The organism is Rhodococcus sp. DMU1 (genome assembly GCF_012272955.1).
Classification (GTDB): domain Bacteria; phylum Actinomycetota; class Actinomycetes; order Mycobacteriales; family Mycobacteriaceae; genus Rhodococcus; species Rhodococcus aetherivorans.
The window spans coordinates 3923871-3950405 of record NZ_CP050952.1 but is presented as its reverse complement, the minus strand read 5'-3'; the positions used below and the strand labels follow the sequence as shown (position 1 = coordinate 3950405).

The following is a 26535-nucleotide window of genomic DNA, read 5'->3' as shown; positions in this document are numbered from 1 at the left end:
GTGCAAAGACCGTTCCAGTATATATTGGAACGGTCAGTTCAATACTTCGGAGGCGCCCGGGGACAGCTCCCGGCGGCTCGGCACGTGAGGAAGGTTCACGCCCTGTGACCTCGAGTACCCAGATCCAGCTGGTCCGACGCCCCGTCGGCTGGCCGACACACGACGATTTCCGCACCGCGACGGTCGATCTGCCCGACCTCGGACCCAACCAGGTCCGCGTCGTCAACGAGTTCGTCTCGGTCGATCCCTACATGCGGGGGCGGATGAACGACGTCAAGTCCTACATCCCGCCGTTCGCGCTGGGGGAGACCATGACCGGCGGCGCGGTCGGCCGCGTCGTGGAGTCGACGTCGCCGGCCCACCCGGTCGACTCGGTCGTGCTGCACGACCTCGGCTGGCGCGACGTCGCGCAGGGCGACGCCGCGGCCTTCCGCGTGGTGGACGAGCTTCCGGGCGTCCCGAACTCCGCGTACCTCGGCATCCTCGGCCTGACGGGACTGACCGCCTACGTCGGCCTGATGCACATCGCCCGCATGCAGCCGGGCGACACCGTCTTCGTCTCCGGGGCCGCGGGCGCCGTGGGCACCGCCGTCGGACAGATCGCCCGGCTCGAGGGCGCGACCCGCGTGCTCGGCTCCGCCGGATCCGCGGACAAGGTCGCGATGCTCACCGAGCGCTACGGCTACGACGACGCGTTCGACTACAAGTCGGCGCCCGTGCGGCGCCAGCTCCGCCGTGCGGCACCCGACGGCATCGACGTGTACTTCGACAACGTCGGTGGCGACCACCTCGAAGCCGCGCTCGACGTCCTGCGCGACGGTGGCCGGGCCGCCCTGTGCGGCGCGATCGCCCTGTACAACAACACCGAGCGCACGCCCGGGCCGGACAACATGGCCAACATCATCACCCGCGGCCTGACCCTGCAGGGCTTCACCCTCGGCCACTACACCCACCTCTTCCCCGAATTCGCGGCGAAGATGGGGCCGTGGCTCGCCGCCGGCGACGTGGTGTTCGACGAGACGATCGTCGACGGGATCGACAACTCGGTCGATGCCTTCCTCGACCTGATGCGCGGGCGCAACGTCGGCAAGATGCTCGTCCGTGTCGCCTGACGTCCGGGGCCGGAACGACCGGCGTCGCGCAGCGGAAGATTCGCTGCAGTATCGGGCGGGCACGCACCCCCGGCCGTAGAGTCGGGCGCATGAAAGCCGTCCAGTACACCGAGATCGGCTCCGAGCCGGTCGTTGTCGACATCCCCACCCCGACGCCCGGGCCGGGTGAGATCCTGCTGAAGGTCACCGCGGCCGGGCTGTGCCACTCGGACATTTTCGTGATGGACATGCCGGCGGCGCAGTACGCCTACGGCCTGCCGCTCACCCTCGGCCACGAGGGTGTCGGCACCGTCGCCGAACTCGGCGAGGGCGTCACGGGATTCGGGGTGGGGGACGCCGTCGCCGTGTACGGGCCGTGGGGCTGCGGTGCGTGCCACGCCTGCGCGCGCGGCCGGGAGAACTACTGCACCCGCGCCGCCGACCTGGGCATCACGCCACCCGGTCTCGGCTCGCCCGGGTCGATGGCCGAGTACATGATCGTCGATTCGGCGCGCCACCTCGTCCCGATCGGAGACCTCGACCCGGTCGCCGCGGCGCCGCTCACCGACGCCGGTCTGACGCCGTACCACGCGATCTCCCGGGTCCTGCCGCTGCTGGGGCCGGGCTCGACGGCCGTCGTCATCGGTGTCGGCGGGCTCGGCCACGTCGGCATCCAGATCCTGCGCGCCGTCAGCGCGGCCCGCGTGATCGCCGTCGACCTCGACGACGACCGTCTCGCCCTCGCCCGCGAGGTCGGCGCCGACGCGGCGGTGAAGTCGGGCGCCGGTGCGGCGGCCGCGATCCGGGAACTGACCGGCGGTCAGGGCGCGACGGCGGTGTTCGACTTCGTCGGCGCCCAGTCGACGATCGACACGGCGCAGCAGGTGGTCGCGGTCGACGGGCACATCTCGGTCGTGGGCATCCACGCCGGCGCACACGCCAAGGTCGGGTTCTTCATGATCCCGTTCGGCGCCTCCGTCGTGACCCCGTACTGGGGCACCCGGTCGGAACTGATGGAGGTCGTCGCGCTGGCCCGCGCCGGCCGGCTGGACATCCACACCGAGACGTTCACCCTCGACGAGGGGCCGGCGGCGTACCGGCGGCTGCGCGAGGGCAGCATCCGCGGCCGCGGCGTGGTGGTTCCCTGAAACGGGTGAAGGTCCCCGTCGCCCGGTGGAACCGGGTGACGGGAACCTTCACCGTGGAGCAGAAGCAGATCAGCGGGCGAACAGCAGCGCGCGCTTGACCTCCTGGATCGCCTTCGTCACCTGGATGCCACGGGGGCACGCGTCGGTGCAGTTGAAGGTGGTGCGGCAGCGCCACACGCCCTCGACGTCGTTGAGGATGTCGAGGCGCTCGGCGGCACCCTCGTCACGGCTGTCGAAGATGAACCGGTGCGCGTTGACGATCGCGGCGGGGCCGAAGTAGCTGCCGTCGTTCCAGTACACCGGGCACGAGGTGGTGCAGCACGCGCACAGGATGCACTTGGTGGTGTCGTCGAAGCGGGCCCGGTCGGCCTGCGACTGGATCCGCTCGCGGGTCGGCTCGTTGCCGGTGGCGATGAGGAACGGCTTCACCGCGCGGAACGCGTCGAAGAAGGGTTCCATGTCGACGACGAGGTCCTTCTCGACCGGCAGGCCGCGGATCGGCTCGACGGTGATGGTCACCGGCTTGCCGTCCTTGGGCAGCATGTCCTTCATCAGGATCTTGCAGGCCAGGCGGTTGACGCCGTTGATCCGCATGGCGTCCGAGCCGCACACGCCGTGCGCGCAGCTGCGGCGGAACGTGAGGGTGCCGTCGAGGTAGCCCTTCACGTACAGCAGCAGGTTGAGCATGCGGTCCGACGGCAGCGCCGGAACCTGGAAGCTGTCCCAGTGCTGACCCTTGCCGTCCTCGGGGTTGAACCGCGCGATCTTGAGGGTGACCATGGTGGCACCCTCTGGCACGGGAGGCAGGTTCGAGACGTCGGCTTCGTTCTTCTCGAGGGTTGTCATCAGTACTTCCGCTCCATCGGCTCGTAGCGGGTCTGCACCACCGGCTTGTAGTCCAGGCGGATGGGGGAGATCAGCTCCGTCCCCTCCTTGTAGGCCATGGTGTGCTTGAGGAAGTTCTCGTCGTCGCGCGTCGGGTAGTCCTCGCGGGCATGGCCGCCGCGCGACTCCTTCCGGTTGAGCGCACCGGCGACGGTGACCTCGGCCATTTCGAGCAGGAAGCCCAGCTCGACGGCCTCGAGCAGGTCGCTGTTGTAGCGCTTGCCCTTGTCCTGGACGGTGATGTTCTTGTACCGCTCCTTCAGGGCGTGGATGTCCTCGAGCGCCTTGCTGAGCGTCTCCTCGGTGCGGAACACCGAGGCGTTGTTGTCCATGGACTGCTGCAGCTCGCTGCGGATGTCCGCCACGCGCTCCTTGCCACCGGCACCCAGGATCCGCTCGAGCCACTCCACGACGTTGCGGGCCGGGTCCTCCGGCAGGTCCACGTGGTCGTGGGTGTTCGCGTACTCGGCGGCCGCGATGCCGGCGCGGCGGCCGAACACGTTGATGTCGAGCAGCGAGTTGGTGCCGAGGCGGTTGGCGCCGTGGACGGAGACGCAGGCGCACTCGCCGGCGGCGTAGAGGCCCGGGACCTCGTCCTCGTTGTTGCGCAGCACCTCACCGTTGATCTTGGTGGGGATGCCGCCCATCACGTAGTGGCAGGTCGGGTACACCGGCACGAGCTCGGTGACAGGGTCGACGCCGAGGTAGGTGCGGGCGAACTCGGTGATGTCCGGGAGCTTCTCCTCGAGGACGTCCTCACCGAGGTGGGTCACGTCGATGTAGACGTAGTCCTTGTTCGGGCCGGCGCCGCGGCCCTCGAGCACCTCGAGCACCATCGAGCGGGCGACGATGTCGCGGGGCGCGAGGTCCTTGATGGTGGGGGCGTAGCGCTCCATGAAGCGCTCGCCGTCGGCGTTGCGGAGGATGCCGCCCTCGCCGCGCACGGCCTCGGAGATCAGGATGCCCAGGCCCGCGAGTCCCGTCGGATGGAACTGGTGGAACTCCATGTCCTCGAGCGGCAGGCCCTTGCGGAAGATGATGCCCATGCCGTCACCGGTGAGGGTGTGCGCGTTGGACGTCGTCTTGTACATGCGGCCCGAGCCTCCGGTCGCGAACACGATCGACTTGGCATGGAAGACGTGAATCTCGCCGGTGGCGAGCTCGTACGCGATGACGCCGGTCGCGACGGGGCCTTCGGGGGTTTCCGTCAGCGCGATGTCGAGCGCGTAGAACTCGTTGAAGAACTCCACGTCGTGCTTGACGCAGTTCTGGTAGAGCGTCTGCAGGATCATGTGGCCGGTGCGGTCGGCCGCGTAGCAGGCGCGACGCACCGGGGCCTTGCCGTGGTCACGGGTGTGGCCACCGAACCGGCGCTGGTCGATCTTGCCCTCGGGCGTGCGGTTGAACGGAAGCCCCATCTTCTCGAGGTCCAGCACCGCATCGATGGCCTCCTTGGCCATGATCTCCGCCGCGTCCTGGTCGACCAGGTAGTCGCCACCCTTGACGGTGTCGAAGGTGTGCCACTCCCAGTTGTCCTCCTCGACGTTCGCGAGGGCGGCGCACATGCCGCCCTGGGCGGCGCCGGTGTGGCTGCGGGTGGGGTAGAGCTTGGTCAGAACTGCGGTGCGGGCGCGGGGGCCGGCCTCGATGGCCGCACGCATGCCGGCGCCGCCGGCACCGACGATGACCACGTCATAACGATGTTCCTGCATGAAGTCGTAGCTCCCCTAGCTCGCAACGATGTTGGGGTCGAAGGTGAAGATCACATAGGTGCCCAGGCCCATGATCAGGATCATCGACACGACCAGGATCGTGTTGAGCCAGAATCGGGTCGAGTCCTTGCGGGAGTAGTCCGCGATGACCGTGCGCAGGCCGTTGCCGCCGTGCAGCTGGGCGAGCCAGAGCATCGTCAGGTCCCAGAACTGCCAGAACGGGCTGGACCAGCGGCCGGCGACGAACGCGAAGTTGATGCGGTGCACGCCCTCGTCCAGCATCAGCATGATGAACAGGTGGCCGAGCACCAGGATGATCAGTGCAAGGCCGGACAGGCGCATGAACAGCCACGCGTAGAGCTCGAAGTTGTTCTTCGCGGCGCGGCGCGGGGAGCGCGGGTTGTCCAGGCTGGCCGGGCGGTCGTACGCCGTGCCCAGAGTCTTCGCTTCAGTCATGTCAGTGCCCAATTCTTCGTCGCTGCGCTCATGTCAGTGCCCCGCAAACATGTTGTAGAAGATGCGACCGGCGGCGGGGATCATCACCACGAACCAGATCGCCAGGATCGTCCAGAGCATCACCCGCTGGTACTGCGGGCCCTTGGACCAGAAGTCCACGAGCATCACGCGCAGGCCGTTGAGGGCGTGGTAGAGCACCATCGCCACCAACCCGAGCTCCATGAGACCGACGACGGGATTCTTGTAGGTCTCGATGACACTGTCGTAGGTCTCGGGATTGACCCGGACGAGTGCCGTGTCCAGGACGTGAACGAAAAGGAAGAAGAATGTCGCCACGCCTGTGATCCGGTGCAGAACCCAGGACCACATGCCCGGGTCTCCCCGGTAAAGCGACCGTGTGCGCCCCGGTGCGGGAGCGGCTTCAGTCGTGCTGCTCATCGAGTGCTGTGCCTCCAACGTCAATGGTGGACGCGTCGAGCCTCTCCAGCCTCTGGGGGATTCCGCAGCACGGGCTCGACGTGAACCTGAACCGACTTGGACCGACTTTAGTCCTATCCGAAAGTCGGGAACTAATTCGAGTAGCGGTTCGTACGGCCTCCAAATAACAAGTTAGGTTTGCCTTTCCAACTGTGATCTGGCCCGGCCGGGCCGGTGAACCGTGGAATCGGCCACCGTGACAGGATGGACAACCATGCCGGACGTAGACTGGAAAACCTTGCGCGCCAAAGCACATGAGGTGATGGGCCGCGCGTACGCGCCCTACTCCCGATTCCCCGTGGGGGCCGCGGCACTGGTGGACGACGGACGGATCGTCGTCGGATGCAATGTGGAAAATGTCTCACACGGAGTGGGTCTGTGCGCCGAATGTGTACTGGTCGGTAACTTGATTTCCGGTGGTGGCGGGCGGTTGCGGGCCGTCGCCGTCTGCGATGCCCGCGGGGCCGTCCTGAGCCCGTGCGGACGCTGCCGGCAGATCCTCCTCGAACACGGCGGCCCCGAGCTCGAGGTCGACACGCGCCGCGGTCCGCGCCCCATCGCCGAGCTGCTGCCCGACGCGTTCGGCCCCGGTGACCTGGACGCGGTGCGCGAGGCGGGAGGTGCCGACCGTGCCTGACGCCCTGTCCATCATCACCCGCAAACGGGACGGCAAGGAGCTCAGCGGAGCCGAGATCGACTGGATCGTCGAGGCGTTCACGCGTGGTGTCGTCGCCGACGAGCAGATGGCCGCCCTCGCGATGGCCGTCTACTTCCGGGGCATGACGCGCGCCGAGACGGCCCGCTGGACCACCGCCATGATCGACTCGGGCCGGCGGCTGGACTTCACCGGCCTGGGCCTGCCCACCGTCGACAAACACTCCACCGGCGGTGTGGGCGACAAGATCACCCTTCCGCTGGCCCCGCTCGTCGCCGCCTGCGGCGTCGCCGTGCCGCAGCTCTCCGGCCGCGGACTCGGCCACACCGGCGGCACCCTCGACAAGCTCGAATCGATCCCGGGCTGGCGCGCCGAGCTGAGCATCGCCGAGATCGCCGAAATCCTCGCCGACCCGGCGGTCGGCGCCGTCGTCTGCGCGGCCGGCGCCGACCTCGCCCCGGCCGACCGCCGGCTCTACGCCCTGCGCGACGTCACCGGCACCGTCGAGTCCATCCCCCTGATCGCCAGCTCGATCATGAGCAAGAAGATCGCCGAGGGCACCGGCGCCCTCGTCCTCGACGTCAAGGTCGGTTCCGGGGCCTTCATGAAGGACCTCGGCGACGCCCGGGAACTCGCCCGCACCATGGTCGAGCTGGGCGAGGACGAAGGGCTGCACACCGTCGCGCTCCTCACCCGGATGGACGTCCCGCTCGGCCGGACCGCGGGCAACGCCCTCGAGGTGCGGGAGGCCGTCGAGGTGCTCGCCGGCGACGGCCCGCCCGACGTGGTCGAGCTGACCCTCGCCCTCGCCCGCGAGATGCTCGCCGCCGTCGGCCGGGACGACGTCGACCCCGCGGACAAGTTGCGCGACGGCACCGCCATGGACCGGTGGCGCGCGATGATCGCCGCGCAGGGCGGCGACCCCGACGCGCCCCTGCCGGTCGCCCGGCACACCGAGGTGCTGCGCGCACCCGGCGACGGCGTGCTCGCCGAACTCGACGCGATGGCGGTGGGTGTGGCCGCGTGGCGGCTCGGCGCCGGCCGCGAACGGCAGGGCGAACCCGTGCAGGCCGCGGCGGGGATCGAGCTGCACGTCAAGCCGGGGGACCGGGTCCGCGCCGGGGACGCGATCGCCACCCTGCACACCGACACCCCGGCGAAGTTCCCCGCCGCGATGGCGACGCTCGGTGAGGGCGTGCACATCTCCGACTCCACGCCGGCGACACGGCCGCTCGTCGTCGAGCGGATCACCGCCTAGCCGACTACCGTCGGGGCATGACGGAGCCGGCGACGACGACACTGACCGAATCCGCGCTGCGGACCGCGCCGAAAGTGCTTCTGCACGACCACCTCGACGGCGGTCTGCGGCCGGGAACCGTACTCGAGCTGGCCGATGCCTGCGGCTACCGGCTGCCGGCCGGCACGGAACCCGAGCTGGCGCGCTGGTTCCGGGACTCGGCCGACAGCGGCTCGCTCGAGCGGTACCTCGAGACGTTCGCGCACACCGTGGCCGTCATGCAGACCCCGGACGGCCTCGAGCGGGTCGCCCGCGAATGCGTGCTCGACCTCGCCGCCGACGGCGTCGTCTACGCCGAGGTCCGCTTCGCTCCCGAGCAGCACCTCGAGCGGGGGCTGGACCTGGACTCCGTGGTCGAGCACGTGCTCGAGGGGTTCCGGTCGGGGGAGTCCGCGGTGGAGGCCTCCGGCGCCCAGCCGATCCGGGTGCGGCTGCTGCTCACCGCGATGCGGCACGCGGCCCGGTCCCGGGAGATCGCCGAACTCGCGGTGCGGTTCCGCGACCGCGGCGTCGTCGGGTTCGACATCGCCGGTGCCGAGGCCGGCTACCCACCGAGCCGGCATCTCGACGCCTTCGAGTACATGCGCGCCGCCAACGCGCACTTCACGATCCACGCGGGGGAGGCCTTCGGGCTGCCGTCCATCCACGAGGCCATCGCGTTCTGCGGCACCGACCGCCTCGGCCACGGCGTGCGCATCGTCGACGACATCACCGTCGCCGCGGACGGCACCGCCACCCTCGGCCTGCTGGCGAACTACGTCCGCGACAAGCGGATCCCGCTCGAGCTGTGCCCGAGTTCGAACGTGCAGACCGGCGCCGTGGACACCCTCGAGCAGCATCCGTTCGACCTGCTGGCGCGCCTGCGGTTCCGGGTCACCGTCAACACCGACAACCGCCTGATGAGCGACACGACGATGAGCAAGGAGATGATGCGGCTGGTCGAGACGTTCGGGTACGGGTGGTCCGACCTGGAGCGGTTCACGATCAACGCGATGAAGTCCGCGTTCCTGCCGTTCGACCAGCGGCTCGAGCTCATCGACGACGTGATCAAGCCCGGCTACGCCGTCCTGATCGGCTGACAGTCCCCTCGTCGGACAGTACCCTCGGCGGACCTCACCTCGTAGGGTCGAGGTATGGGCGATCGCGTCCCGCCCTCGGCAACTCTCGGCGACGTGCTCGCCGCGCGCCGGCGGCGCCGGTTCGTCGGTCGTTCGGCCGAGCTCGAACTCGTACGTGCCGCCCTCGACTCGCCCCGGCCCCCGTTCTCGGTGCTGTACCTGTACGGGCCCGGAGGGATCGGTAAGACGAGCCTGCTCGACGAGGTGGCCGATCTCGCCGTCGGGGCCGGTTCGGTCCTCGTGCGTCTCGACGGGCGGGACCTCGTTCCCGCCCCGGCCGCCGTGCTCGCCTCGTTGGCGGAGCATCTCGACCTGGACGCGGATCGAATCGCCACCGCCTCCGGGCAACGGCTGGTGATGGTGATCGACACGTACGAGGCACTCGCACCGATCGACGGCTGGATCCGCCGGGATCTGTTGCCGCGGTTGCCGGACAGCGCGGTGACCGTGATCGCGGGGCGGAGTCCGCCGTCGCCGCAGTGGCGCTCGGACCTCGCATGGGGCGATCTGCTGCGGGTGGTGTCGATGCGCAATCTCGCACCCCGGGAGAGCGTCGACTACCTGCGCGCCGTCGGGGTCCGGGACGAACTGCACGACCGCCTCTGCCGCGTGGCACACGGCCATCCGCTGGCGCTGTCGTTGCTCGCCGACGCGGTGCTCCGCGGCGGACGTGCCGACGCGGATCCGCTGAGTCCCGACCTCGTGGGGACGCTGCTGCGCCGGTTCGTCGACGAGGAACCGGGCACCGTGCATCGCCGGGCCCTGGAAGTGTGCGCACTCGCACGCGTGACCACCGAATCGCTCCTGCGGGACGCGCTGGGCACCGGCGACGACTGCGCCCACGACGCATTCCGGTGGCTTCGGGGCCTCTCGTTCGTCGAGACCGGGGCCGACGGCCTCCATCCCCACGACCTGGCTCGGGACGTCATCGACGCCGACCTGTGGTGGCGGGACGCCGACAGCTATGCCGACGTCTTCCGCCGGGTGTGGCGGCACATCCACCGAACCCTCGACTCGGCGACCGGACGGCGGCAACAACAGGCGATCTTCGACCTGAAGTTCGTGTTCCGTCACCTCGCCGGCGTGCTCTCGCCGGTGCAGTGGGAGAGCTGGGGCCGGTACTATCCGGAACCCGCCACCGCCGCCGAGCACGCGGCGGTCGTCGAGCTGATCCGGACCGCGGAGGGAGCCGAGTCCGCCCGGCTCGCGCAGCGGTGGCTCGACCGGCAACCGGACGGCTTCTTCGTTCTGCGCTGCCCGGACGGAACCGTCCGCGGAGTGATCGGGCTGCTGGACCTCACCCGCGCCTCCGAAGAGGACCGGGACCGCGACCCCGGGGCCGCGGCGGCATGGCGGGCCGCGCGGCGAGGCACGCCGGTGCGCGAGGGCGACGTCGTCACCCAGACCCGATTCGTCGTGGACCGGGAGACGTACCAGGATCCCTCGCCGACGCTCAACGCGGTCCCGATCCTCACGATGCAGCGATACCTCACCACCCGGGGCCTCGCCTACGACGTGCTCGTCCTGGCCGAGCCGGACCGGTGGGACGACTACTTCGCCGTCGCCGACCTCCCACGGGTCGACGGCGGCGACTTCGTCGTCGGTCCCCGCCGATTCGGCCTGTTCGCCCACGATTTCCGGCGCGTCCCGGTCGGCGCCTGGCTCGAACGGGTGACGGAACGGGCGCTGGCCCGCGGTCCGTCGCCGCCGGTGCCCAGCGCACCCGTGCTGCTCGTACTCTCCCAACCCGAGTTCGCGCAGTCGGTCAAGCAGGGCCTGCACGACCTGCGGCAGCACGCTCTGCTCGCCCGCAATCCCCTGCTGCGCACCCGGTTGCTCCACGACCGGGCCGGCGCCGGTGAACCCGACGTCGCGCTGCTCGAGCAGGTGCTGCGCGACGCGGTCGCCACCCTCGCCGACCATCCCCGCGACGACAAACTGCTGCGGGCCGTGGACCGGACGTATCTGCGGCCGGCGGCGACCCAGGAGTCGGCCGCGGCAGCGCTCGGACTGCCGTTCAGCACCTATCGGAGGCACCTGGCCACCGGGGTGGAGCGGATCGTGTCGTGGCTGTGGGACCAGGAGGTGTACGGCCGCCGGCAGTGAGCACAACCGAGCACCGAACGGACTGGTGACCGAGCAGATTCCGGACGCATGCTTCTCGCACTCGAACGAGGAGGTGCCGGAAATGGTGACACGTATCGGTGATCGCGCCGTGGTCCTCGGCGCGGGAACGGCCGGTCTGCTCGCCGCGCGGGTGTTGTCGGATGCGTACTCGGACGTGGTGGTGTTCGATCACGACAGACTGCCGGACGGTGCCGCGGCACGGCGCTGCGTACCGCAGGGTCGGCACATCCATGTGCTGGTGGCCGGCGGGATGCGCGCGATGGAGGAACTGCTGCCCGGGCTCACCGCCGATCTCGTCGGCGACGGTGCACCGATGGTGGACCAGTGCGGCGACGTGCGCTGGTATCTGGGTGGCCACCGCCTCCGGCAGGCGGAGAGCGACCTGACGGCGGTGAGCGCGAGCCGGCCGAATCTCGAACATCGGGTGCGGTCCCGCGTCGCCGCACGTCCCGGAGTGCGGATCGTCGATCGTTGCGACGCGCTGGGATTGACCGTGAGCCGGGACGGCCGAAAGGTCACCGGCGTGCGCGTGCTCCGCCGGGCGGACGGCAGCGTCGAGGAGGTTCTCGACGCCGATCTCGTCGTCGACGCCACCGGCCGTGGTTCGCGAACCCCGGCGTGGCTCGAGCGGCTCGGATACCACCCGCCCGAGCGGGAGGAGGTGCGCGTCGACCTCACGTACGTCACGCGCACCTACGCCTCCGATCCGGCACTCATGGGCGGCGACCTGGGGATTCTGCTCGCGCCGTCGCCGCCGTACCCGCGCGGTGCCGCCATCCAGGCGATCGAGAACGGTCGCTGCCTCGTGACGGCGGTGGGCATGCTCGGGCACCGGCCCCCGTCCTCGCCGGACGGCTGGGTGGACTTCCTGCGGTCCCTGCCCCGCCCGGACGTGTACGACGCGATCCGGGACGCCGAGCCGCTCGACGCGCCCCGGTCGTACCACTTTCCGGCGAGTCGGCGGCAGCGCTACGAACGGTGCCGGCGGCTGCCGGAGGGACTGCTGGTGACCGGCGACGCCGCATGCAGTTTCAACCCGATCTACGCGCAGGGAATGAGCATCGCGGCGTTCGAAGCCGGGCTGCTCGCCGAACACCTGAAGGGCGGCCGGGAGCCGGACCCGCATCGATGGTTCCGGGATATGGCGAAGGTCGTCGACGTGCCCTGGGACATGGCCACCGGCGGCGACCTCGCCTGGCCGCAGGTCGAGGGCCGGCGCAGCGCGAAAGTGCGCCTGGCCAACCGCTACCTGCCGCTCGTCCACGCCGCCGCCGCGCAGGATCCCGAGGTGGTCCGCGCATTCTTCCGCGTCGCGGCGATGGTGGATCCGCCCGGGACGCTGTTCGCCGCGCCGGTGGTCGGGCGGGTGCTCCGCCGGACGATCAGTGCTTGTGCAGCCGGGTCTCGAACTCCCGCTCGAGAGCCCGCCACGCCTCGGCCTCCGCGGTGAACGGCGCGCTGGGCGCGAGCCGCGTCGGATCCGGCTCGAGCACGTAGTTGACGAACCAGCCCAGCTCCGTCGACCCGGCCAGCGCGGCGTCGGTGCTGTCGTCCTCGGCGTAGTTCGCGGCGTCGGTGAACAGTTCGACCGCCAGATCCAGCTGATCGGCGTCCACCGCCTCCGTACCGTGCTCGATGTCGTCCGCGATCCCGGGCAGCACGTACACGTTCTCGTCCGTCACCTCGACCTCGAGGGAACCGTCCGTCGCCGCGTGCCGGATGTCGTCGTAGGTGCTGAGCGCCGCCAGATCGTGGTCGTGGTGGTCGGCCAGGTAGCGCGCCAGCGCCCGCTCCGTGGGGAACACGAGGATCGTCCCGTCGCGGCCGAGGAACAGCGCGTCGTCGTCGAGGTAGCAGCGCAGGGTGAACCACGTGCCGTCGGAGGAGATGATCTTGACCGGGTCGATTCCGACCGCCGTCCAGAAGCTCGTGTCCTCGTTCTCGTCCCCGTCGACGAACTCGTATTCCTCGTCCTCCGCCTCCTCGGCGGCGTCCTCGGCCTCGACGATGTTCTCCTCGGCCGCGACGAGTTCCGCCTCGGCCTCGGCGACGAGCCCGGCGTCGACCTCGCGGGACGTCACGACGGCGTCGAGCGCGTCGATCACCCCGTCCCAGTCCTCGGCGACGGCGGAGCCGACCCGGTTCCACAGCTCCCCGCCCTCGCGGCCCTCGAACGCCGCGACACCGTGGCTCAGCAGCGCCTCGATCTCCGCCCGTTCGAAGAACTTCGTCACCGACTCGAGCTCGCACACGTCGCCGAGGACGGAGACGATGTCGAACGTGTTCTGCAGTTCGGCGACGGACTCCGGGTCCGCGTCGTCCGCCACCAGTTCCGGCACGCCGATCAGGTCGTACGAATGGCTCTCGTCCGGCTCGAACTCCTCCGCGGAGAGTTTCGCGACCACCGGCCAGGCCGGATGCTCGACGAGGTCGTTGTCGGCGCCGGAGCGGACGAACGCGACGAGCTCGGCCACCGCACCGAACGCGTACAGATCGTCACCGTGGCCGAGGAACGCCTCCCATTCGTCGTCGCCCTCGCGCCACCGCGGCGCCCAGAGGGTCACGACGTCGCCGTCGGTGAGACCGAGCTCGATCGGGACGATGTCTCCAGCCATGGTCGCCAAGCCTAGCCATGTCCCGGCCGAAGACATAGCTGGGCGCCGATGAGACGACCGTCACCCGAGTGCACCGCGGAGTTCCCCGAGCAGACGAGCTCGTTCGGCGGCGGCGGCCCGTGCCGCCTCGTGCGTCGTGGCCAGGATCGATGCCGCCACGTCGCGCGCGTGGAGCCCGTTCAGCGCCTCGTCGAGCCACAGCCTGGTCAGGGCGCCGTTGCCGTCCACCTCGGCCCGCACGAGGCCGTCCGGGCTCGTCGCGGCGCCCGACACCACGCCGAGTGCGGCCACACAGTCCTGCAGGGCCCCGAGCCGCGTGCGCACACCGTCCACGATCTCCGTGATCCGCTGATCGCTCGCCGACATCGCGCTCACCACCCGGTCGCCGACGGAGAGCCGGCCGTCCGCGCGTCGTCGCGGCGTGCGCGCTGCACGTCGTCGTGGGTGGGCAGTCCCAGCCGGTTCAACAGTCCCTCCGGCATTCCCCTGCCCGCCAGCTCCTCTCGGTGCAGCGCGGCGGCCTCGAGTGTCGCGCGACGGCACAGCGACACGATCTGTTCGGCCAGTTGTGCTGCCCCGTAACGTAGTTCGCTCTGATCGATGTGCAGGTCGACGGGCAGGCCCTGTTCGGTGGTGCGCACCGAGACGGTGCCGGACCGGTTCCGGGCGGTCGCCGTCGTGATGGTCGTCTCCGCGGTGTCCATACCGGGTTGGACGCGACGCCGCGCCCCTCGGTTCCCGGCCTAGCCGGTGGGGCCGGTGGGACGGAAGAAGCCCTGGAACCCCATCCCGCTGTTCGTGGTCCGGATCGGCGACAGCTGCACCGGGTCGCCGGCCTCGACCATGAGGCCGTTTCCGACGATCATCGCGACGTGCCCGTCCCACACCGCGAGGTCGCCGGGCTGCACCGCGCTCGCCTCGACGGGGGTGCCGACGTCCTGCTCCTGCGCAAGGCGCGGAATCTGCACCCCGGCCTGCCCGTACGCCCACTGGGTCAGGCCGCTGCAGTCGAGGCCCTGCCCCGGTGCGGTGCCACCCCACACGTAGGGCGTGCCCTGCTGGGAGAGCGCGTGACGCACCGCCTCGGCCGCCGCCCGATTGGGTGCCACGGCAACGCTGCCGTCGGGCAGCCGCACCTCGGTGCCGTTGCCGCCGAAGGCCCGCAGCTCGCCGGCCGGTGAGGCGGCCGGATCGCCGGCCGTCGGTGCTGCCGGTGCGGGCTCCGAGGGCATCAGCTCCGCCATCCTGGTCGTCTGCTCGGCGAGCGACGAGGTGACCCGGGTAAGCACGTCGAGCCCGGCCGCGATGTGCTCGATCGCCGCGACCAGCAACATCATCTGCCCCTGCGGTAGCGCCGCCAGGGGAGCGGAGCGCTCGGCCAGCGTCGTGAACGATTCGATCAGCCGGGCGATTTCGGCTGCACCGGTCAGGACGGTCGTGGTCGCGTCCGCCGCGACGTCGGCGATGGCCGTCCCGCGGTCGGCGGCGGCGACGAGGTCGGCGAGCGCCCGCTCGCCGCTGCGCACGGCCGTCTCCGCCGCGGCCCCCGCCCAGTCCCACGCGAGTTCGCCCAGCGCAACCCGGCCCACCGAGTGCACGCCGTCGACCAGTTCGGCGCACGACCGCAGCACGGCGGCCGGGTCGGTGCCGACCGCTCCGGCGCCGAACGCCGACAACAGCTCGGCCAGGGGAGCGGTGAGCAGATCCGCCCCCGGCGCCGCGGTCACCGCGGGGCCCCGGCGGCGTTCAGCCGTGCCGCCTGGGCGGCGACGACGCGTTCGTAGGCGGCCGCGGTGGCACCCGCGATGGCGCCCATGGCGTCGAAGGTGTCACCGAGACGGGTCAGTTCCGCTCCGTGGCCGCGGTGGGTGGCCGCGAACGCGGCGAGGAACTCGGCGCCGACCGGGCCGAACACCGTCGCGAGCGGTGCCGGATCGGCCGCGCGTGCGTCGGCGGCGGCGTCGTGCAGCCGCTCGCCCAGGGCCGCGGCGGTGTGCCCGAACGCCGCGATCGTCCCGGGCCGGGCGCGTACCACCTCGTGGTTGCCGTTGCCGGTGCCTGCGTCCATTCGGCCTGCTCCCCTCCGTGGAAACGGATCGTCCTTCCACCGCTTGGACGCAGCGGGCGGCGGCCCGGTTCCCTGCGGCCCCGCGGTACGGACGCCACGGGCGAGCGCGTCCCGCTGTCCCGCCACGCAGAGGGCGAACTTGTTCCCCGTCACGGGGTGTGGGACCGTGGACGCGAGCCTGCCTCACCGGGCTCCCGGACGAGGGGCGCCGTACCCGGTGTGCGACAAGACGGCCCGTCGGAGGCTGTGATGTCGTGGTTGGTTCTGGTGGTGTCCGGGGTGCTGGAGGCGGTGTGGGCCACCGCGTTGGATCGGTCCCGGGGACTCAGCCGGCTCGGCCCGTCGGTGGTGTTCGTCGCGGCGTTGGTCGCGAGCATGGCGGGACTGGCGTATGCCATGCGCCGGCTGCCGGTGGGGACGTCCTACGCGGTGTGGGTGGGGATCGGTGCGGTTCTCACCGTGGCGTTCGCGATGGCCACGGGCGAGGAGGCGGTGTCGGCGTCGAAAGTCGTGTTCCTGGGCATGATCGTCGGGGGCGTGATCGGGCTGAAGCTGGTGCACTGAACCCGTTCCGGAGGGACACCGCAACCGTCGGGGCCGGCCGCGAGGAGCACCGGCCCCGGAACCGGGCGCACGAATCCGCGCACGGCAGTGGCGGATCGGCCGTCACGGCGTGCGCGCGCCGGCGCCGTCGGGTCGTCGCGGCATGAGGAAGAAGACCAGCACCGCGACGACGAGCGGCAGCGCCGAGACGATCAGCATGGTGGTCGCGACGCCCTCGGTGAAGTCGACGCCGAGGGTCAGCCCGTGGGCGAGCTGCACCAGGTTGGGGTCGTACCCGGTGGGGCCGCCGCTGTGGGACATCGTCATCGTGACGGCGTGCTCGGCCTGCTCCGCCTCCTGGACCGAGATGCCGCGAGTTTCGGCGTCCTCGAGCACTTCTCGCCGGTAGAACGCGTCGAGCAGCAGGATGTAGACGGTCGGGCCGAGGGCGTAGCCCATCATTCCGAACGCCGGCTGGACGGCGGCGATCGACCCGGTGTTGCCGGTCTCGGCCTGCGAGAGGATCGTGTCGGCGGTCGCGGTTCCGGCCACGAATCCGCCCAGATTGCTGGTCCACGTCGCCACGACGAGCGCCGCGACCGTCATCGTCGGGGCGACCGTCGCCGCCGTCACGAGGCCGCTCAGCACGATGACCAACAGTCCGGTCACCAGCACCGGGCGCGCGGTGTGCGCGGCGATCATCCGGCCGGCCAGCACGCTCGCCGCGGCGATCACGAGCGTGCCGGGAAGGTACAGCAGTCCGACGGCCTGCGAGGACATGCCCAGCACGTAGTCGCCGAGCTGGCCGAGCACGGTTCCCAGACCGGCCGCGAGCAGGTTCACGGTCAGGACCGCGAGCACCGCGAGGACGAAGGCGCGGCGCCCGAACAGCGACAGGTTCAGGGCCGGCTCCGGCGTCCTGCGTTCGTGCCACACGAACGTCGCGGCGGCGGCGACGCTGACGCTCAGGGGCACCCAGGCGCGCGGTTCGGTGAGCCCGTCGGGCACCGCTCCGATCCCCGCCACCAGGCCGAGCAGAGCCACCCCGAACAGACTCACACCGAGGACGTCGACTCCGCCCGCGGCCCGGCGCGGTGGTTCGTCGACGAACCGGACGATCAGTGTCAGCGCGAGCAGCGCGAGCGGCGGGGTGACGAGGAACAGCGATCGCCAGCCGAACGTCTCCACGACCCACCCGCCGACCGCCGGAGTGATGCCGTACAGGACCGTGTCGACGGCCATGAGGACGCCGAGAGCCGTCGACCGCAGTTCGGCCGGGACGGAGGCGGTGACGAGCGCCAGCGACAGTCCCAGCAGCGCGGTCAGCGCCAGGCCGTCCAGGAAGCGCATCAGCAGCAGCACCGGATAGTTCGGCGCCAGCGACGACAGCAACCCGACGGCGATGTTGGCGACGAGGGCCCACACGAGCATGCGCGCGAGCCCGAACCGGTCGCCGAGAGTCCCGACCGCGAGGACGGATGCGGCCACCATGAGGGTGGAGGCGGCGGCGAGCATCCCGATCCGGTCGGCGGGAACGTCGAGACCGCGGCCCACGGTGGACAGATTGAGGGTCAGCATCAGCGGGTCGACGGCCGCGATCGCGTAGGCGATCGCGGGACCGAGAACGGTCAGGAGGATCCGGCCGGTGAGGCGCGGCGCGGCCTCGGCGCGTTCGGCCATCACGCACACCCCGTCCTACTCGATGAAGCCCTTCTCCACGAGCCAGTCGTAGGCCACCTCGGCCGGCTCCCGGCCGTCGACGTCGATCTGCCCGTTCAGCTCGATGAGGGTCTCGTCGGTCAGCTCCCGGGTGACGGGTGCGAACAGGTCGGCGATCTGCGGATTCTCGGTGAGGGTCTCCTCGCGGACGACGACGGCCACGTTGTAGATGGGGAAGAACGTGCGGTCGTCCTCGAGCACCGCGAGATCGAGCGCCTCGATCCGTCCGTCCGTGGTGAACACCTCCCCGAAGTTGCATTCGCCCCGGGCCGTCGCCTCGTAGATCGCCCCGGTGTCCAGGGTCTTGATGTTCTCCCGCGGGACCCCGGAGCCGAGGGGGATCCCGTACGTCTCGAGCATCGGCTGCAGGCCGTCGTTGCGGTTGGCGAACTCGGATTCCACGCAGAAGGTGCGTTCGGCGACCGGGATGTTCGCGATGTCGGAGAGGGAGTCCACGCCGAGGCGCTGGGCGTTGCGGCTGGTGGCCGCGAAGCCGTAGGTGTTGTTCATGGGGGCGGGCGGCAGCCACGCCAGATCGTTCTCGCGCAGGTCCTCGTCGCGTACGGCCTGGTACTGGGCCTGCTCGTCCGGGATGGCCTCCTCGTGTCCGAGGTAGGCGATCCAGGCCGTTCCGGTGTACTCCCACTGGAGGTCGACCTGTCCCTCGAGCTGCGCCTGGCGGGAACTGGCGCTGCCGGGGATGTTGGTCAGATCCGTGACGTCCGCACCGGCCGAGCGCAGGAGGATCACCGCCATTTTCCCGAGCAGGACTCCTTCCGAGAAGTTCTTCGACCCGACCGCGACGCTCGCCCCGTCGAGCCGTTGGACGGACTGCAGGGGGCCGGCGAGCTCGCCGGTGGGGACGAAGCCGCCGGCGGTTCCGAGTCCGCAGGCGGTCAGGGTCGCCGCGACGAGCAGGGATCCGACGATGCGGGGCAGCAGGATCCGGGTCACCGGCGCAGCCCCTTCGGTTGCACCGTGAGTTCGAGGACCCGGCCCGCCCAGTCGATGAGCAGGGCGAGCAGCGCCACGAGCAGGGCCCCGCTGACGAGCACCGGATACCGGAAGAGGGTGATGCCGGTGACGATGAGGGAACCGAGGCCGCCGGCGTTGATGAACGTGGCCAAGGTGGCGGTGCCCACGAGCAGGACGAGGGCGGTGCGCACGCCGGTCATGATCACCGGTACGGCGAGCGGCAGTTCGACGCGCAGCAGCACCCCGGCGCCGGACATGCCGATTCCGCGGCCGGCCTCGACGAGCGTGGGGTCGATGCCCTCGATCCCGGTGATCGTGTTCCGCAGCACCGGAAGGACGGCGTACAGGGTCAGGGCGACGACCGCCGTGCCGAATCCGAAGCCGAGCCAGATCGCGAGCAACACGATCAGGCCGATGGCCGGGGCCGCCTGGCCCGCGTTGGCGATCCCCACCGCCACGGGTGCGAGTGCGCGTGACCTCGGCCGGGTCAGGGCGATGCCGAGCGGGACGGCCACCGCCACGACGAGGATCGCCGAGACCACGGTGAGCCCGACGTGTTGCCAGAGCAGGGTCGTGATCGTGGTCCAGTCGAGTTGCCGGGCCTCGATCGAGTCGAGGTCGGCGTTGCCCCGCCACAGTGCCCACGCGGCGAACACCACCGCCACCAGGACGGGGATGACGACGAGCAGCCCCGTGTTCTCACGCCCCGCGCCGGCGTCGCGCGAGCGTGTCCCGGTTCCCGCGGCGCGCGACGGCGCGGCCGGCTCGGCGTCGAGGCTCATATGCGGCTCCCGGTGTCGTCGGCGCCGGGCCCCGCCGAGCGTGGACCGGTGGGGCGGATCCGGTTGGTGACGGACTCGAAGTTCACCAATCCGAGGAATTCGTCGTGCCGGCCGGTCACGATCGCGGCCCCGTGCGCCGAGGTGAGCATCGCGTCGAGCGCATCGTTCAACGTGGCGTGCCGATCGAGCGTGATCACGCCTTGCGGTTCGCCGGCCGGGACGGACTCGGCGCCCTCGAGCTCGTGCACCCACAGCCACGCCACCGGCCGCCGTCGCTGGTCGAGGACCACGACGGTGTCGTCATCGTTCGCCGCGGCGCGGGAGACAGCTTCGGCGGCGGGGCTTCCCACGGTGGCGGTGGTGCCGTCGACGAGGTCGAGGTCGTCGACCCGGCTGAGGGACAGCTGCTTGAGGGTGGACCCGGCGCCGACGAACTTCTCGACGAACCGGTTCGCCGGTGCCGAGAGGATCACCTCGGGGGTGTCGTACTGGGCGACGTGCGCGCCCTCCTCCATGATCAGGATGCGGTTGCCCAGCTTCACGGCCTCGTCGATGTCGTGGGTGACGCACACGATCGTCTTGCGCAGTTCCTCGTGGATGCGCAGCAGCTCGTCCTGCAGCCGGTGCCGGGTGATCGGATCGACCGCCCCGAACGGCTCGTCCATCAGCACCACGGGCGGGTCGGCGGCCAGGCCCCGCGCGACGCCGACCCGCTGCTGCTGGCCGCCGGAGAGCTCCCGCGGGTACCGGTCGCAGTACTTGCCGGGATCCAGGTTGACCAGTTCGAGCAGCTCCACGACCCGGTCCGCGGTCCGTCGCTTGTCCCAGCCCAGCAGCCGGGGCACGATCGAGATGTTCTGGGCGACCGTCATGTGCGGGAAGAGGCTGCCGCCCTGGATCACGTACCCGATCCGCCGGCGCAGGTCGTCGACGTCCGCGGAACGGACGTCCTCACCCCCGATCAGGATGGTGCCGGAGGTGGGTTCGACGAGCCGGTTGATCATCTTCAGCGACGTGGTCTTGCCGCAACCGGACGGACCGACGAACATCACGATCTCGCCCGCCGGGATGTGCAGGCTCAGTCCGTCGACGGCGGGCCGGGCCTGACCGGGGAAGGTCTTCACCACGTCGACCAGGTCGATGTCGGTGCCGCTGATGCCCCCGGCGGAATGTGCTGGCGTGTTCATCGGGCTCGGATTCCCTTCGAGACGGTGACCTTGCCGATCGCGAGGAGCAGTGCGTCGAGAGCGAGGGCGAGCACGACCACGCCCACCGTGCCCACGAGCGCGGAATTCAGGGCGTTGGCGCCACCGATCTGGGACAGGCCCGTGAAGATGAACGAGCCCAGGCCGGGGCCGAGGACGTAGGCGGCGATGGCGGCGACCCCCATGGACATCTGGGTGGAGACCCGTACCCCGGCGAGGATGACCGGCCAGGCCAGGGGGAGCCGTACGCGGGTGAGGGTGCCGACCTCGCCCATGCCGAGGCCTCGCGCCGACTCGACGAGCGCCCGGTCGACGCCCTGCAGGCCGACGACCGCATTACGCAGCACGGGCAGCGCCGCGTAGAACGCCACGGCGATGAAAGCCGGGGTGACGCCGATTCCGACGAGCGGGATCAGGATGCCGAGCAGGGCGAACGACGGGATCGTCAGACCGATGGCACTGAGCGCGTTCGCCACCGGTTCGAGCCGCGGGACGCGCGTGACGATCACCGCGATCACGACGGCGACGATCGTGGCGAGGAGGACGGCCTGCACGACCAGGCTCACGTGCTGGTAGGCGCTGAAGGCGATCTGCGCCTTCCGCTCGTCGACGAATTCCCACATGCGCACCCGTCCCGTCTCCCCGCACGCCCGACTGTCACGATGGCACACCTGCGGTGGGCTTCGCGCCGAGACGGAGAACCGCGACGGAGAACCCGGCAGGCACGGACCGTCGATCGCCGCCCGAGGGCGGGTGGTCCGCGGCCCCACTCGGCGGCAGGCACACGGTGGCCGCGTTCTATCCTTCCGGCATGGATTCGCTCGTCGTCGACCATCCGCTCGCCGCCGCTCTCCTCACGACCCTGCGTGACGAGCGCAGCGACAACGCCGCCTTCCGGTACGCGCTGCGCCGGCTGACCCAGATGCTGATCTACGAGGCGATCCGGGACGCCCCGGTGGAGCAGTTCGAGGTGCGCACGCCCGTCGCGAGCACGACCGGTGTGCGCCTGCAGCAGCCCCCGCTGCTGGTGCCGGTGCTGCGCGCGGGGCTCGGCATGGTGGAGCAGGCGCACGCGCTGATCCCGCAGGCGCGCGTGGGCTTCGTGGGGTTGGCCCGGGACGAGAAGACGTTCGAGCCGGTGCCGTACCTCGAGTCGCTCCCGGACGACCTGTCCGGCCTGCCGGTCTACGTGCTCGACCCGATGCTCGCCACCGGCGGCTCCATGGTCCACACGATCGAGCTGCTGGTCACGCGCGGAGCAACCGACGTCACCGCGGTGTGCGTGGTCGCGGCCCCGGAGGGGGTGGCGGCGCTCGCCGACTCCGGTCATCCGGTCCGGTTGGTGACCGCGACGATCGACGAGGGACTCAACGAGGACAGGTACATCGTCCCGGGACTCGGGGACGCCGGCGACCGCCAGTTCGGACCTCGCTGAGGCGGCTCGCGGATCCGCTTGCGCCGCACCGACGATCCGGACCGACGCCGAGATAGTCTTGTATGTCCTCTTTGTCTGTTGTGTGACAGGATTACAATAGAGTTTCTTTTGGGATCTGGTGCGGGTCGGCTCCGCGGCATTGCGCGCCTCGCCGGCATCCGGCCCGGAACCCGCGAAACCGCAGGACAGGAAGAGATTCCGGTCGCGGTGCCGGACGTGAGGGGGGTCCGGTCCGGAGCGGCGGTGTGTCCGGCCGATTCCGTCTCGTTTCGGCGAAGATGATCAACTCGCCTTCCGGACGGGGCTTCTGTGGTTACGCTCGCCGAGATCGGTTGGTTCGTCCACTGCCCTCGACCGTCCACGAAAATGAGGTCCGCTCGATGATCAACACCTTCTCCGGCAACAGGTTTCGACAGTGCGCCCGGGCCACCGCACTCGGTGCGGCCGCAGTGCTGGGCATGGTGGTGGGGTCCGGCAGTGCCGGAGCCGCTGTCGACAATGCCCGGACGCTGCCCCTCGGCAACAACAACGCCATCGAAGTGCTCCAGGCCGACACGTCGATCCAGTCCTATCCGCCGCTCGACAGCTCGCCCGTCAGCTTCGAGTTCTTCCACGACGAGGTCGTATCGGTCAACATCACCGGGCCGGACGCGGATTCCTTCCAGGACACCAAACTGACCATCGGATACCAGATCGGCTATCCCGTCGCCCTCAACGGTGCCATCGTGCACATCAACACCCCCAGCCTCGACTGGGAGGTTGGCAACGAGTTCGGCATCGGCGTCGAGCTCGCCCCCGAGTTCGCGCTCGGGCTCGACGCGAGCACCGGCGCGACGATCGGCGGTTCGATCATCCCCTCCCAGGAGATCGAGGTCGATCTTGCGCCCGGCGGCATCACCGACGTGGCATTCGTCCAGGACATGGAGTTCGACGGCAGGGCGGCGACCGTCCGGCTCGCGGGAGTCCACGGCTCGGTCTCGGGAGCGCTCGGCCCGGTCACGATCCGCCCGTACGCCAGGGCTGTCACCTCGAACAACGACACCGTCATCACATACGGGGTGCCGCACCGCCTTTGAGAATCGTCGTCGCTCCGGTGCCGGCTGTGACCGCGACACGCGGGCACCGCCGGCACCGACGTGCGTGGTTACCCGTCGCTCAGCGCGGATGCCCACGCGCGCAACGCCCGTAGGCGCGCCGTCGCGCCGCCGCGGTCACCGTCCGGGGCGACCGCCTCGAGATAGCACTTGAGCTTCGGCTCGGTGCCCGAGGGCCGCACCACGACGCGCACCGACGCCCCCTCGAGTACCACCGCGTCCGTGCGCAGCGGGCCGGCCGCCGTCGCGAGGTCGGTGGCCGTGACCGGCTCCCCGGCGAGTTCGGCCGGCAGCGCGGACCGCAGCCGGCTCATGATCGCCCCGATCCGCGCGAGGTCGGTCACCCGGATCGAGACCTGATCGCCGAGATGCAGCCCGAATTCGCGGTACAGGGCGTCGAGAGCGTCGACGAGCGTGCGCCGCCGGGCCTTCAGCTCCGCGGCGTAGTCCGCGACGACGATCGCCGTGGCGATGCCGTCCTTGTCGCGCACCGCATCCGGGTCGACGCAGTGTCCGAGGGCCTCTTCGTACGCGTACACCAGCCCGTCGCCCGCGCGGGCGAGCCACTTGAAGCCCGTGAGGGTCTGCGCGTAGCGGGCGCCCCGCGCGGCGGCGAGCTTGCCGAGCAGGGACGAGGAGACGATCGTCGTCGCCACCAGTGCACCGCGCGGGGCCCCCGCGAGAATCCGGTCGCCCAGCAGCACCCCGGTCTCGTCGCCACGCAGCATCCGCCAGCCGTCGGGCGTGGGGACGCCCACGGCACACCGGTCGGCATCGGGATCGAGGGCGACGGCGATGTCGGCGCCGACCTCGGCAGCGAGCGCGAGCAGGGCGTCGGCGGACCCCGGCTCCTCCGGGTTGGGGAACTCGACGGTGGGAAAGCGCGGGTCGGGCGCGAACTGTGCGTCGACGACATGCACGTCGCCGAAGCCGGCCGCGCGCAGGGCTGCCACCGCGGTCTCCCCGCCGACGCCGTGCAGCGGCGTCAGCGCGACGCGGAGTTCCCGCGCCGCGGAGCGCGGCAGCGACGCGACGCGCGCGAGATACCGTGCCACCAGTTCGTCCCCCGCGGGTGCGACGGTGACGCGCGGCACCGACGACGCGTCGCCGACGGCGTCGATCGCCGCCTCGATCTCCCGGTCGTCCGGCTCGACCAGTTGTGCGCCGCCGCGGGTGTAGACCTTGTAGCCGTTGTCCGTGGCCGGGTTGTGCGACGCGGTGATCTGCACACCCGCGACCGCGTCGAGCGTCCGCACGGCGTACGCCGTCACCGGGGTCGGGAGCGGGCGCGGCAACGCCACGACGTCGAAACCGGCGGCCGCGAGAACCTCTGTGGCGGCGGCGAAGAACTCGGCCGATCCGGTGCGCGCGTCGCGGCCGACGACCACGGTGCCGCCGCCGGAGCCGCGCGCGTCGAGCCAGCGGGCCAGGCCCGCGGTGGTGCGGACGACCACGTCCTCGTTCATGCAGTCCGGGCCGTCGCCGACGGGGCCGCGCAGCCCGGCGGTGCCGAAGCGCAGGGTCACAGCCGGCCCGCCAGCTCACGCAGCAGGTCGCCCATGCGGGTGGCGGCGGCCCGTCCCGCCGCAAGGACCTCGTGGTGGTCGAGGTGCTCGCCGGTGATCCCCGCCGCGGCGTTGGTGACCAGGGAGATGCCGAGGACCCGGGCGCCGGCGGCACGCGCGGCGATGGTCTCGTGGACGGTGGACATGCCCACCAGGTCCGCGCCGAGGGTGCGCAACATGCGGATCTCGGCGGGGGTCTCGTAGTGCGGGCCGGGCAGGCCGGCGTACACGCCCTCGCCGAGGGTGGGGTCGATCTCGCGAGCGAGGGCGCGCAACCTCGGGCAGTAGGCGTCGACGAGGTCGACGAACTGGGCGCCGACGAGCGGCGAGCGTCCGGTGAGGTTGAGGTGGTCCGAGATCAGGACCGGCTGACCGACCGCGTGATCGGGCCGGATGCCGCCGGCGGCGTTGGTGAGCACGACGGTGCGCGCGCCGGCGGCGACGGCGGTGCGCACCGGATGCACGACGCGGCTCAGGTCGTGCCCTTCGTAGGCGTGGGTGCGGCCCGCGAGGAGCAGCACCGGGGTCTCGCCGACCCGCACCGAATGCACGGTGCCCGAATGTCCTTCGGCGGTGGGCGGGGCGAATCCCGGCAGTTCGCTCATCGGAACGTGGGCGACCGCCGTGCCGAAGCGCTCCACCGCGGCGCGCCAGCCGGAGCCGAGCACCACCGCGACGGAGTGCTCGGGCACGCCGGTGCGCTCGGCGAGTGCCGCGGCGGCGCGGGCGGCCTCGGCAGGGGGATCGGCGATGGCGTCGGGTGCTCCCATGTCGGTCGACCCTAGCGCCAACCGTGTTGTTACTCACCGGTAGGTTCTGGCGCTATCCTCTCCGCATGCCATACCTCGAACGCGACGGCGACGTCTTCGTCCTCCACCTCGGCGACCGCTCCGGCGGCGACACCGAGAACCGCTTCCACCCCGACTGGCTCTCCGCCGTCCACGCGCTGCTCGACGAGGTCGTCGCGCACGACGGCCCCGCGGCGCTCGTCACCGCGGCCACCGGGAAGTTCTGGAGCAACGGCCTCGACACCGACTGGATCTTCGGGAACCTCCCCGGGCTGCCGGGTTACCTCGATTCCGTCCACGAGTTGTACGCGCGGATCCTCACCTTCCCCGCGGCCACCGTCGCGGCGGTGCAGGGTCATGCGTTCGGTGCCGGTGCGATGCTCGCGCTGACCCACGACTTCCGCGTGATGCGGGCCGATCGCGGCTTCTGGTGCCTGCCCGAGGTGTCGCTGAACATGCCGTTCACCGTGGGGATGTCCGCACTGCTGCGCGAGCGGCTGCCGATCCAGGCCGCGGTCGAGGCGACCACGACCGGCCGCCGGTTCGGCGGTGGTGACGCCCTCGCGGCGGGCATCGTCGATCGCGCCGTCGACGGCGACACCGTGCTGGCCGCCGCCGTCGAGCGGGCCGCCGCCCTGACCGGCACCCGGGGCGCCAACCTGGCGGGCATCAAGCGCGGTCTGCACGCGCCGCTGATCGCGGCGCTCGAGACGAAGACGGACGAGTCGAACTTCCGCCTCGGGTGAGGTGCCCTCGTTCCGCCCGTGCCAGACTGAGCGG

27 protein-coding genes and 1 riboswitch are annotated in these 26535 nt (G+C 70.9%); of the genes, 11 read left to right on the top strand and 16 right to left on the bottom strand.

Features of this window, described 5'->3' with window-relative positions:
• Positions 1–104 precede the first annotated feature (104 nt).
• Positions 105–1112, top strand: coding sequence for an NADP-dependent oxidoreductase (locus tag HFP48_RS18220; RefSeq protein WP_006939692.1), 1008 nt, complete (start codon positions 105–107; stop codon positions 1110–1112).
• An 89-nt stretch (positions 1113–1201) separates the two neighbouring features.
• Complete coding sequence (locus tag HFP48_RS18215) at positions 1202–2239, top strand: NAD(P)-dependent alcohol dehydrogenase (protein ID WP_065922367.1); 1038 nt, start codon at positions 1202–1204, stop codon at positions 2237–2239.
• A gap of 69 nt (positions 2240–2308) precedes the next feature.
• Here HFP48_RS18215 and HFP48_RS18210 read toward each other — a convergent pair whose 3' ends face one another.
• The 4 genes from HFP48_RS18210 to sdhC are packed head-to-tail and all read right to left on the bottom strand — an operon-like array spanning position 2309 to position 5730.
• The gene (locus tag HFP48_RS18210) at positions 2309–3085 is read right to left on the bottom strand and encodes a succinate dehydrogenase iron-sulfur subunit (RefSeq protein WP_003935736.1); all 777 of its coding nucleotides are present in this window, start codon (positions 3083–3085) and stop codon (positions 2309–2311) included.
• Positions 3085–4836, bottom strand: coding sequence for a succinate dehydrogenase flavoprotein subunit (gene sdhA / locus HFP48_RS18205; RefSeq protein WP_006939688.1), 1752 nt, complete (start codon positions 4834–4836; stop codon positions 3085–3087). Before sdhA ends, HFP48_RS18210 begins: the two co-directional genes overlap by 1 nt.
• A 15-nt stretch (positions 4837–4851) precedes the next feature.
• On the bottom strand, positions 4852–5292 hold the full coding sequence (locus HFP48_RS18200) for a succinate dehydrogenase hydrophobic membrane anchor subunit (RefSeq protein WP_029544728.1): 441 nt from the start codon (positions 5290–5292) through the stop codon (positions 4852–4854).
• Positions 5293–5325: 33 nt separating this feature from the next.
• Positions 5326–5730, bottom strand: a complete 405-nt coding sequence (gene sdhC, locus HFP48_RS18195; RefSeq protein ID WP_072635622.1) for a succinate dehydrogenase, cytochrome b556 subunit — start codon at positions 5728–5730, stop codon at positions 5326–5328.
• A 253-nt stretch (positions 5731–5983) separates the two neighbouring features.
• Here sdhC and HFP48_RS18190 point away from each other — a divergent pair, with 253 nt between their 5' ends.
• From HFP48_RS18190 to HFP48_RS18170, 5 genes are all read left to right on the top strand, one after another.
• A complete protein-coding gene (locus HFP48_RS18190) occupies positions 5984–6406 on the top strand; it encodes a cytidine deaminase (RefSeq protein ID WP_029544723.1) in 423 nt (140 codons plus the stop codon).
• Positions 6399–7682 (top strand): thymidine phosphorylase, encoded by a 1284-nt coding sequence (locus tag HFP48_RS18185; protein WP_168579835.1) that lies wholly within the window; start codon positions 6399–6401, stop codon positions 7680–7682. Before HFP48_RS18190 ends, HFP48_RS18185 begins: the two co-directional genes overlap by 8 nt.
• Before the next feature lie 17 nt (positions 7683–7699).
• Positions 7700–8800 (top strand): adenosine deaminase, encoded by a 1101-nt coding sequence (locus HFP48_RS18180; RefSeq protein WP_006939677.1) that lies wholly within the window; start codon positions 7700–7702, stop codon positions 8798–8800.
• A gap of 54 nt (positions 8801–8854) precedes the next feature.
• Positions 8855–10945, top strand: coding sequence for an ATP-binding protein (locus HFP48_RS18175; protein ID WP_168579834.1), 2091 nt, complete (start codon positions 8855–8857; stop codon positions 10943–10945).
• Between the two features lie 82 nt (positions 10946–11027).
• Positions 11028–12416 (top strand): FAD-binding protein, encoded by a 1389-nt coding sequence (locus HFP48_RS18170; RefSeq protein WP_210432764.1) that lies wholly within the window; start codon positions 11028–11030, stop codon positions 12414–12416.
• On the opposite strand, the gene HFP48_RS18165 is transcribed toward HFP48_RS18170, so the two are convergent.
• Genes HFP48_RS18165 through HFP48_RS18145 form a run of 5 tightly spaced genes read right to left on the bottom strand, consistent with a single transcriptional unit; the run spans position 12349 to position 15649 of the window.
• Positions 12349–13581, bottom strand: a complete 1233-nt coding sequence (locus HFP48_RS18165; RefSeq protein ID WP_168579832.1) for a primosomal protein — start codon at positions 13579–13581, stop codon at positions 12349–12351. The two genes, HFP48_RS18170 and HFP48_RS18165, sit on opposite strands and share 68 nt — an antisense overlap.
• Positions 13582–13641: 60 nt before the next feature.
• Entirely contained in the window at positions 13642–13947 is a 306-nt protein-coding gene (locus HFP48_RS18160; RefSeq protein ID WP_029544715.1) for a YbaB/EbfC family nucleoid-associated protein, read from the bottom strand.
• Positions 13948–13952: 5 nt separating this feature from the next.
• Complete coding sequence (locus HFP48_RS18155; protein WP_050035492.1) at positions 13953–14285, bottom strand: hypothetical protein; 333 nt, start codon at positions 14283–14285, stop codon at positions 13953–13955.
• A 39-nt stretch (positions 14286–14324) separates the two neighbouring features.
• Positions 14325–15308: a C40 family peptidase gene (locus tag HFP48_RS18150; RefSeq protein WP_029544713.1), complete on the bottom strand. Its 984-nt coding sequence runs from the start codon at positions 15306–15308 to the stop codon at positions 14325–14327.
• Positions 15305–15649, bottom strand: coding sequence for a hypothetical protein (locus HFP48_RS18145; RefSeq protein ID WP_029544711.1), 345 nt, complete (start codon positions 15647–15649; stop codon positions 15305–15307). The genes HFP48_RS18150 and HFP48_RS18145 overlap by 4 nt, the downstream gene beginning before the upstream one ends.
• 171 nt (positions 15650–15820) lie before the next feature.
• Positions 15821–15888, top strand: a riboswitch (guanidine-III (ykkC-III) riboswitch).
• A 10-nt stretch (positions 15889–15898) separates the two neighbouring features.
• Here HFP48_RS18145 and HFP48_RS18140 point away from each other — a divergent pair.
• Entirely contained in the window at positions 15899–16213 is a 315-nt protein-coding gene (locus tag HFP48_RS18140) for an SMR family transporter (protein WP_006939659.1), read from the top strand.
• Between the two features lie 102 nt (positions 16214–16315).
• Here HFP48_RS18140 and HFP48_RS18135 read toward each other — a convergent pair whose 3' ends face one another.
• From HFP48_RS18135 to HFP48_RS18115, 5 genes are read right to left on the bottom strand one after another with little or no spacing between them, the layout of a single operon-like run.
• Positions 16316–17872, bottom strand: coding sequence for an MFS transporter (locus HFP48_RS18135; protein ID WP_072635618.1), 1557 nt, complete (start codon positions 17870–17872; stop codon positions 16316–16318).
• A gap of 15 nt (positions 17873–17887) precedes the next feature.
• A complete protein-coding gene (locus HFP48_RS18130; RefSeq protein WP_006939655.1) occupies positions 17888–18865 on the bottom strand; it encodes a glycine betaine ABC transporter substrate-binding protein in 978 nt (325 codons plus the stop codon).
• Positions 18862–19668 (bottom strand): ABC transporter permease, encoded by an 807-nt coding sequence (locus HFP48_RS18125; RefSeq protein WP_043801414.1) that lies wholly within the window; start codon positions 19666–19668, stop codon positions 18862–18864. The genes HFP48_RS18130 and HFP48_RS18125 overlap by 4 nt, the downstream gene beginning before the upstream one ends.
• A complete protein-coding gene (locus HFP48_RS18120) occupies positions 19665–20855 on the bottom strand; it encodes an ABC transporter ATP-binding protein (protein WP_029544705.1) in 1191 nt (396 codons plus the stop codon). Before HFP48_RS18120 ends, HFP48_RS18125 begins: the two co-directional genes overlap by 4 nt.
• The gene (locus HFP48_RS18115) at positions 20852–21496 is read right to left on the bottom strand and encodes an ABC transporter permease (RefSeq protein WP_029544703.1); all 645 of its coding nucleotides are present in this window, start codon (positions 21494–21496) and stop codon (positions 20852–20854) included. The genes HFP48_RS18120 and HFP48_RS18115 overlap by 4 nt, the downstream gene beginning before the upstream one ends.
• A 188-nt stretch (positions 21497–21684) precedes the next feature.
• On the opposite strand from HFP48_RS18115, the gene upp reads away from it, so the two are divergent.
• Both upp and HFP48_RS18105 read left to right on the top strand, forming a co-directional pair.
• Positions 21685–22308, top strand: a complete 624-nt coding sequence (upp, locus tag HFP48_RS18110) for a uracil phosphoribosyltransferase (RefSeq protein WP_050035488.1) — start codon at positions 21685–21687, stop codon at positions 22306–22308.
• 380 nt (positions 22309–22688) lie between these two features.
• Positions 22689–23384 carry an MspA family porin gene (locus HFP48_RS18105; RefSeq protein ID WP_006939646.1) on the top strand — a complete coding sequence of 232 codons (696 nt, stop codon included), beginning with the start codon at positions 22689–22691 and terminating at the stop codon, positions 23382–23384.
• Positions 23385–23452: 68 nt separating this feature from the next.
• On the opposite strand, the gene HFP48_RS18100 is transcribed toward HFP48_RS18105, so the two are convergent.
• Together HFP48_RS18100 and HFP48_RS18095 are read right to left on the bottom strand one after the other, a co-directional pair.
• Positions 23453–24928, bottom strand: coding sequence for a phospho-sugar mutase (locus tag HFP48_RS18100; protein ID WP_168579831.1), 1476 nt, complete (start codon positions 24926–24928; stop codon positions 23453–23455).
• Entirely contained in the window at positions 24925–25737 is an 813-nt protein-coding gene (locus HFP48_RS18095) for a purine-nucleoside phosphorylase (RefSeq protein ID WP_168579830.1), read from the bottom strand. Before HFP48_RS18095 ends, HFP48_RS18100 begins: the two co-directional genes overlap by 4 nt.
• 65 nt (positions 25738–25802) lie before the next feature.
• On the opposite strand from HFP48_RS18095, the gene HFP48_RS18090 reads away from it, so the two are divergent.
• Positions 25803–26501, top strand: coding sequence for an enoyl-CoA hydratase/isomerase family protein (locus tag HFP48_RS18090; RefSeq protein WP_029544693.1), 699 nt, complete (start codon positions 25803–25805; stop codon positions 26499–26501).
• Positions 26502–26535: the final 34 nt, after the last annotated feature.

Bases quoted from the DNA above. Each gene is read 5' to 3' on its own strand.
- sdhC (WP_072635622.1), bottom strand. From the start codon at position 5,730: ATGAGCAGCACGACTGAAGCCGCTCCCGCACCGGGGCGCACACGGTCG.
- HFP48_RS18105 (WP_006939646.1), top strand. From the start codon at position 22,689: ATGATCAACACCTTCTCCGGCAACAGGTTTCGACAGTGCGCCCGGGCC.
- HFP48_RS18200 (WP_029544728.1), bottom strand. From the start codon at position 5,292: ATGACTGAAGCGAAGACTCTGGGCACGGCGTACGACCGCCCGGCCAGC.
- sdhA (WP_006939688.1), bottom strand. From the start codon at position 4,836: ATGCAGGAACATCGTTATGACGTGGTCATCGTCGGTGCCGGCGGCGCC.
- HFP48_RS18215 (WP_065922367.1), top strand. From the start codon at position 1,202: ATGAAAGCCGTCCAGTACACCGAGATCGGCTCCGAGCCGGTCGTTGTC.
- HFP48_RS18180 (WP_006939677.1), top strand. From the start codon at position 7,700: ATGACGGAGCCGGCGACGACGACACTGACCGAATCCGCGCTGCGGACC.
- HFP48_RS18175 (WP_168579834.1), top strand. From the start codon at position 8,855: ATGGGCGATCGCGTCCCGCCCTCGGCAACTCTCGGCGACGTGCTCGCC.
- HFP48_RS18115 (WP_029544703.1), bottom strand. From the start codon at position 21,496: ATGTGGGAATTCGTCGACGAGCGGAAGGCGCAGATCGCCTTCAGCGCC.
- HFP48_RS18135 (WP_072635618.1), bottom strand. From the start codon at position 17,872: ATGGCCGAACGCGCCGAGGCCGCGCCGCGCCTCACCGGCCGGATCCTC.
- HFP48_RS18095 (WP_168579830.1), bottom strand. From the start codon at position 25,737: ATGGGAGCACCCGACGCCATCGCCGATCCCCCTGCCGAGGCCGCCCGC.
- HFP48_RS18145 (WP_029544711.1), bottom strand. From the start codon at position 15,649: ATGGACGCAGGCACCGGCAACGGCAACCACGAGGTGGTACGCGCCCGG.
- HFP48_RS18090 (WP_029544693.1), top strand. From the start codon at position 25,803: ATGCCATACCTCGAACGCGACGGCGACGTCTTCGTCCTCCACCTCGGC.
- HFP48_RS18155 (WP_050035492.1), bottom strand. From the start codon at position 14,285: ATGGACACCGCGGAGACGACCATCACGACGGCGACCGCCCGGAACCGG.
- HFP48_RS18190 (WP_029544723.1), top strand. From the start codon at position 5,984: ATGCCGGACGTAGACTGGAAAACCTTGCGCGCCAAAGCACATGAGGTG.
- HFP48_RS18120 (WP_029544705.1), bottom strand. From the start codon at position 20,855: ATGAACACGCCAGCACATTCCGCCGGGGGCATCAGCGGCACCGACATC.
- upp (WP_050035488.1), top strand. From the start codon at position 21,685: ATGGATTCGCTCGTCGTCGACCATCCGCTCGCCGCCGCTCTCCTCACG.
- HFP48_RS18125 (WP_043801414.1), bottom strand. From the start codon at position 19,668: ATGAGCCTCGACGCCGAGCCGGCCGCGCCGTCGCGCGCCGCGGGAACC.
- HFP48_RS18140 (WP_006939659.1), top strand. From the start codon at position 15,899: ATGTCGTGGTTGGTTCTGGTGGTGTCCGGGGTGCTGGAGGCGGTGTGG.
- HFP48_RS18210 (WP_003935736.1), bottom strand. From the start codon at position 3,085: ATGACAACCCTCGAGAAGAACGAAGCCGACGTCTCGAACCTGCCTCCC.
- HFP48_RS18165 (WP_168579832.1), bottom strand. From the start codon at position 13,581: ATGGCTGGAGACATCGTCCCGATCGAGCTCGGTCTCACCGACGGCGAC.
- HFP48_RS18160 (WP_029544715.1), bottom strand. From the start codon at position 13,947: ATGTCGGCGAGCGATCAGCGGATCACGGAGATCGTGGACGGTGTGCGC.
- HFP48_RS18170 (WP_210432764.1), top strand. From the start codon at position 11,028: ATGGTGACACGTATCGGTGATCGCGCCGTGGTCCTCGGCGCGGGAACG.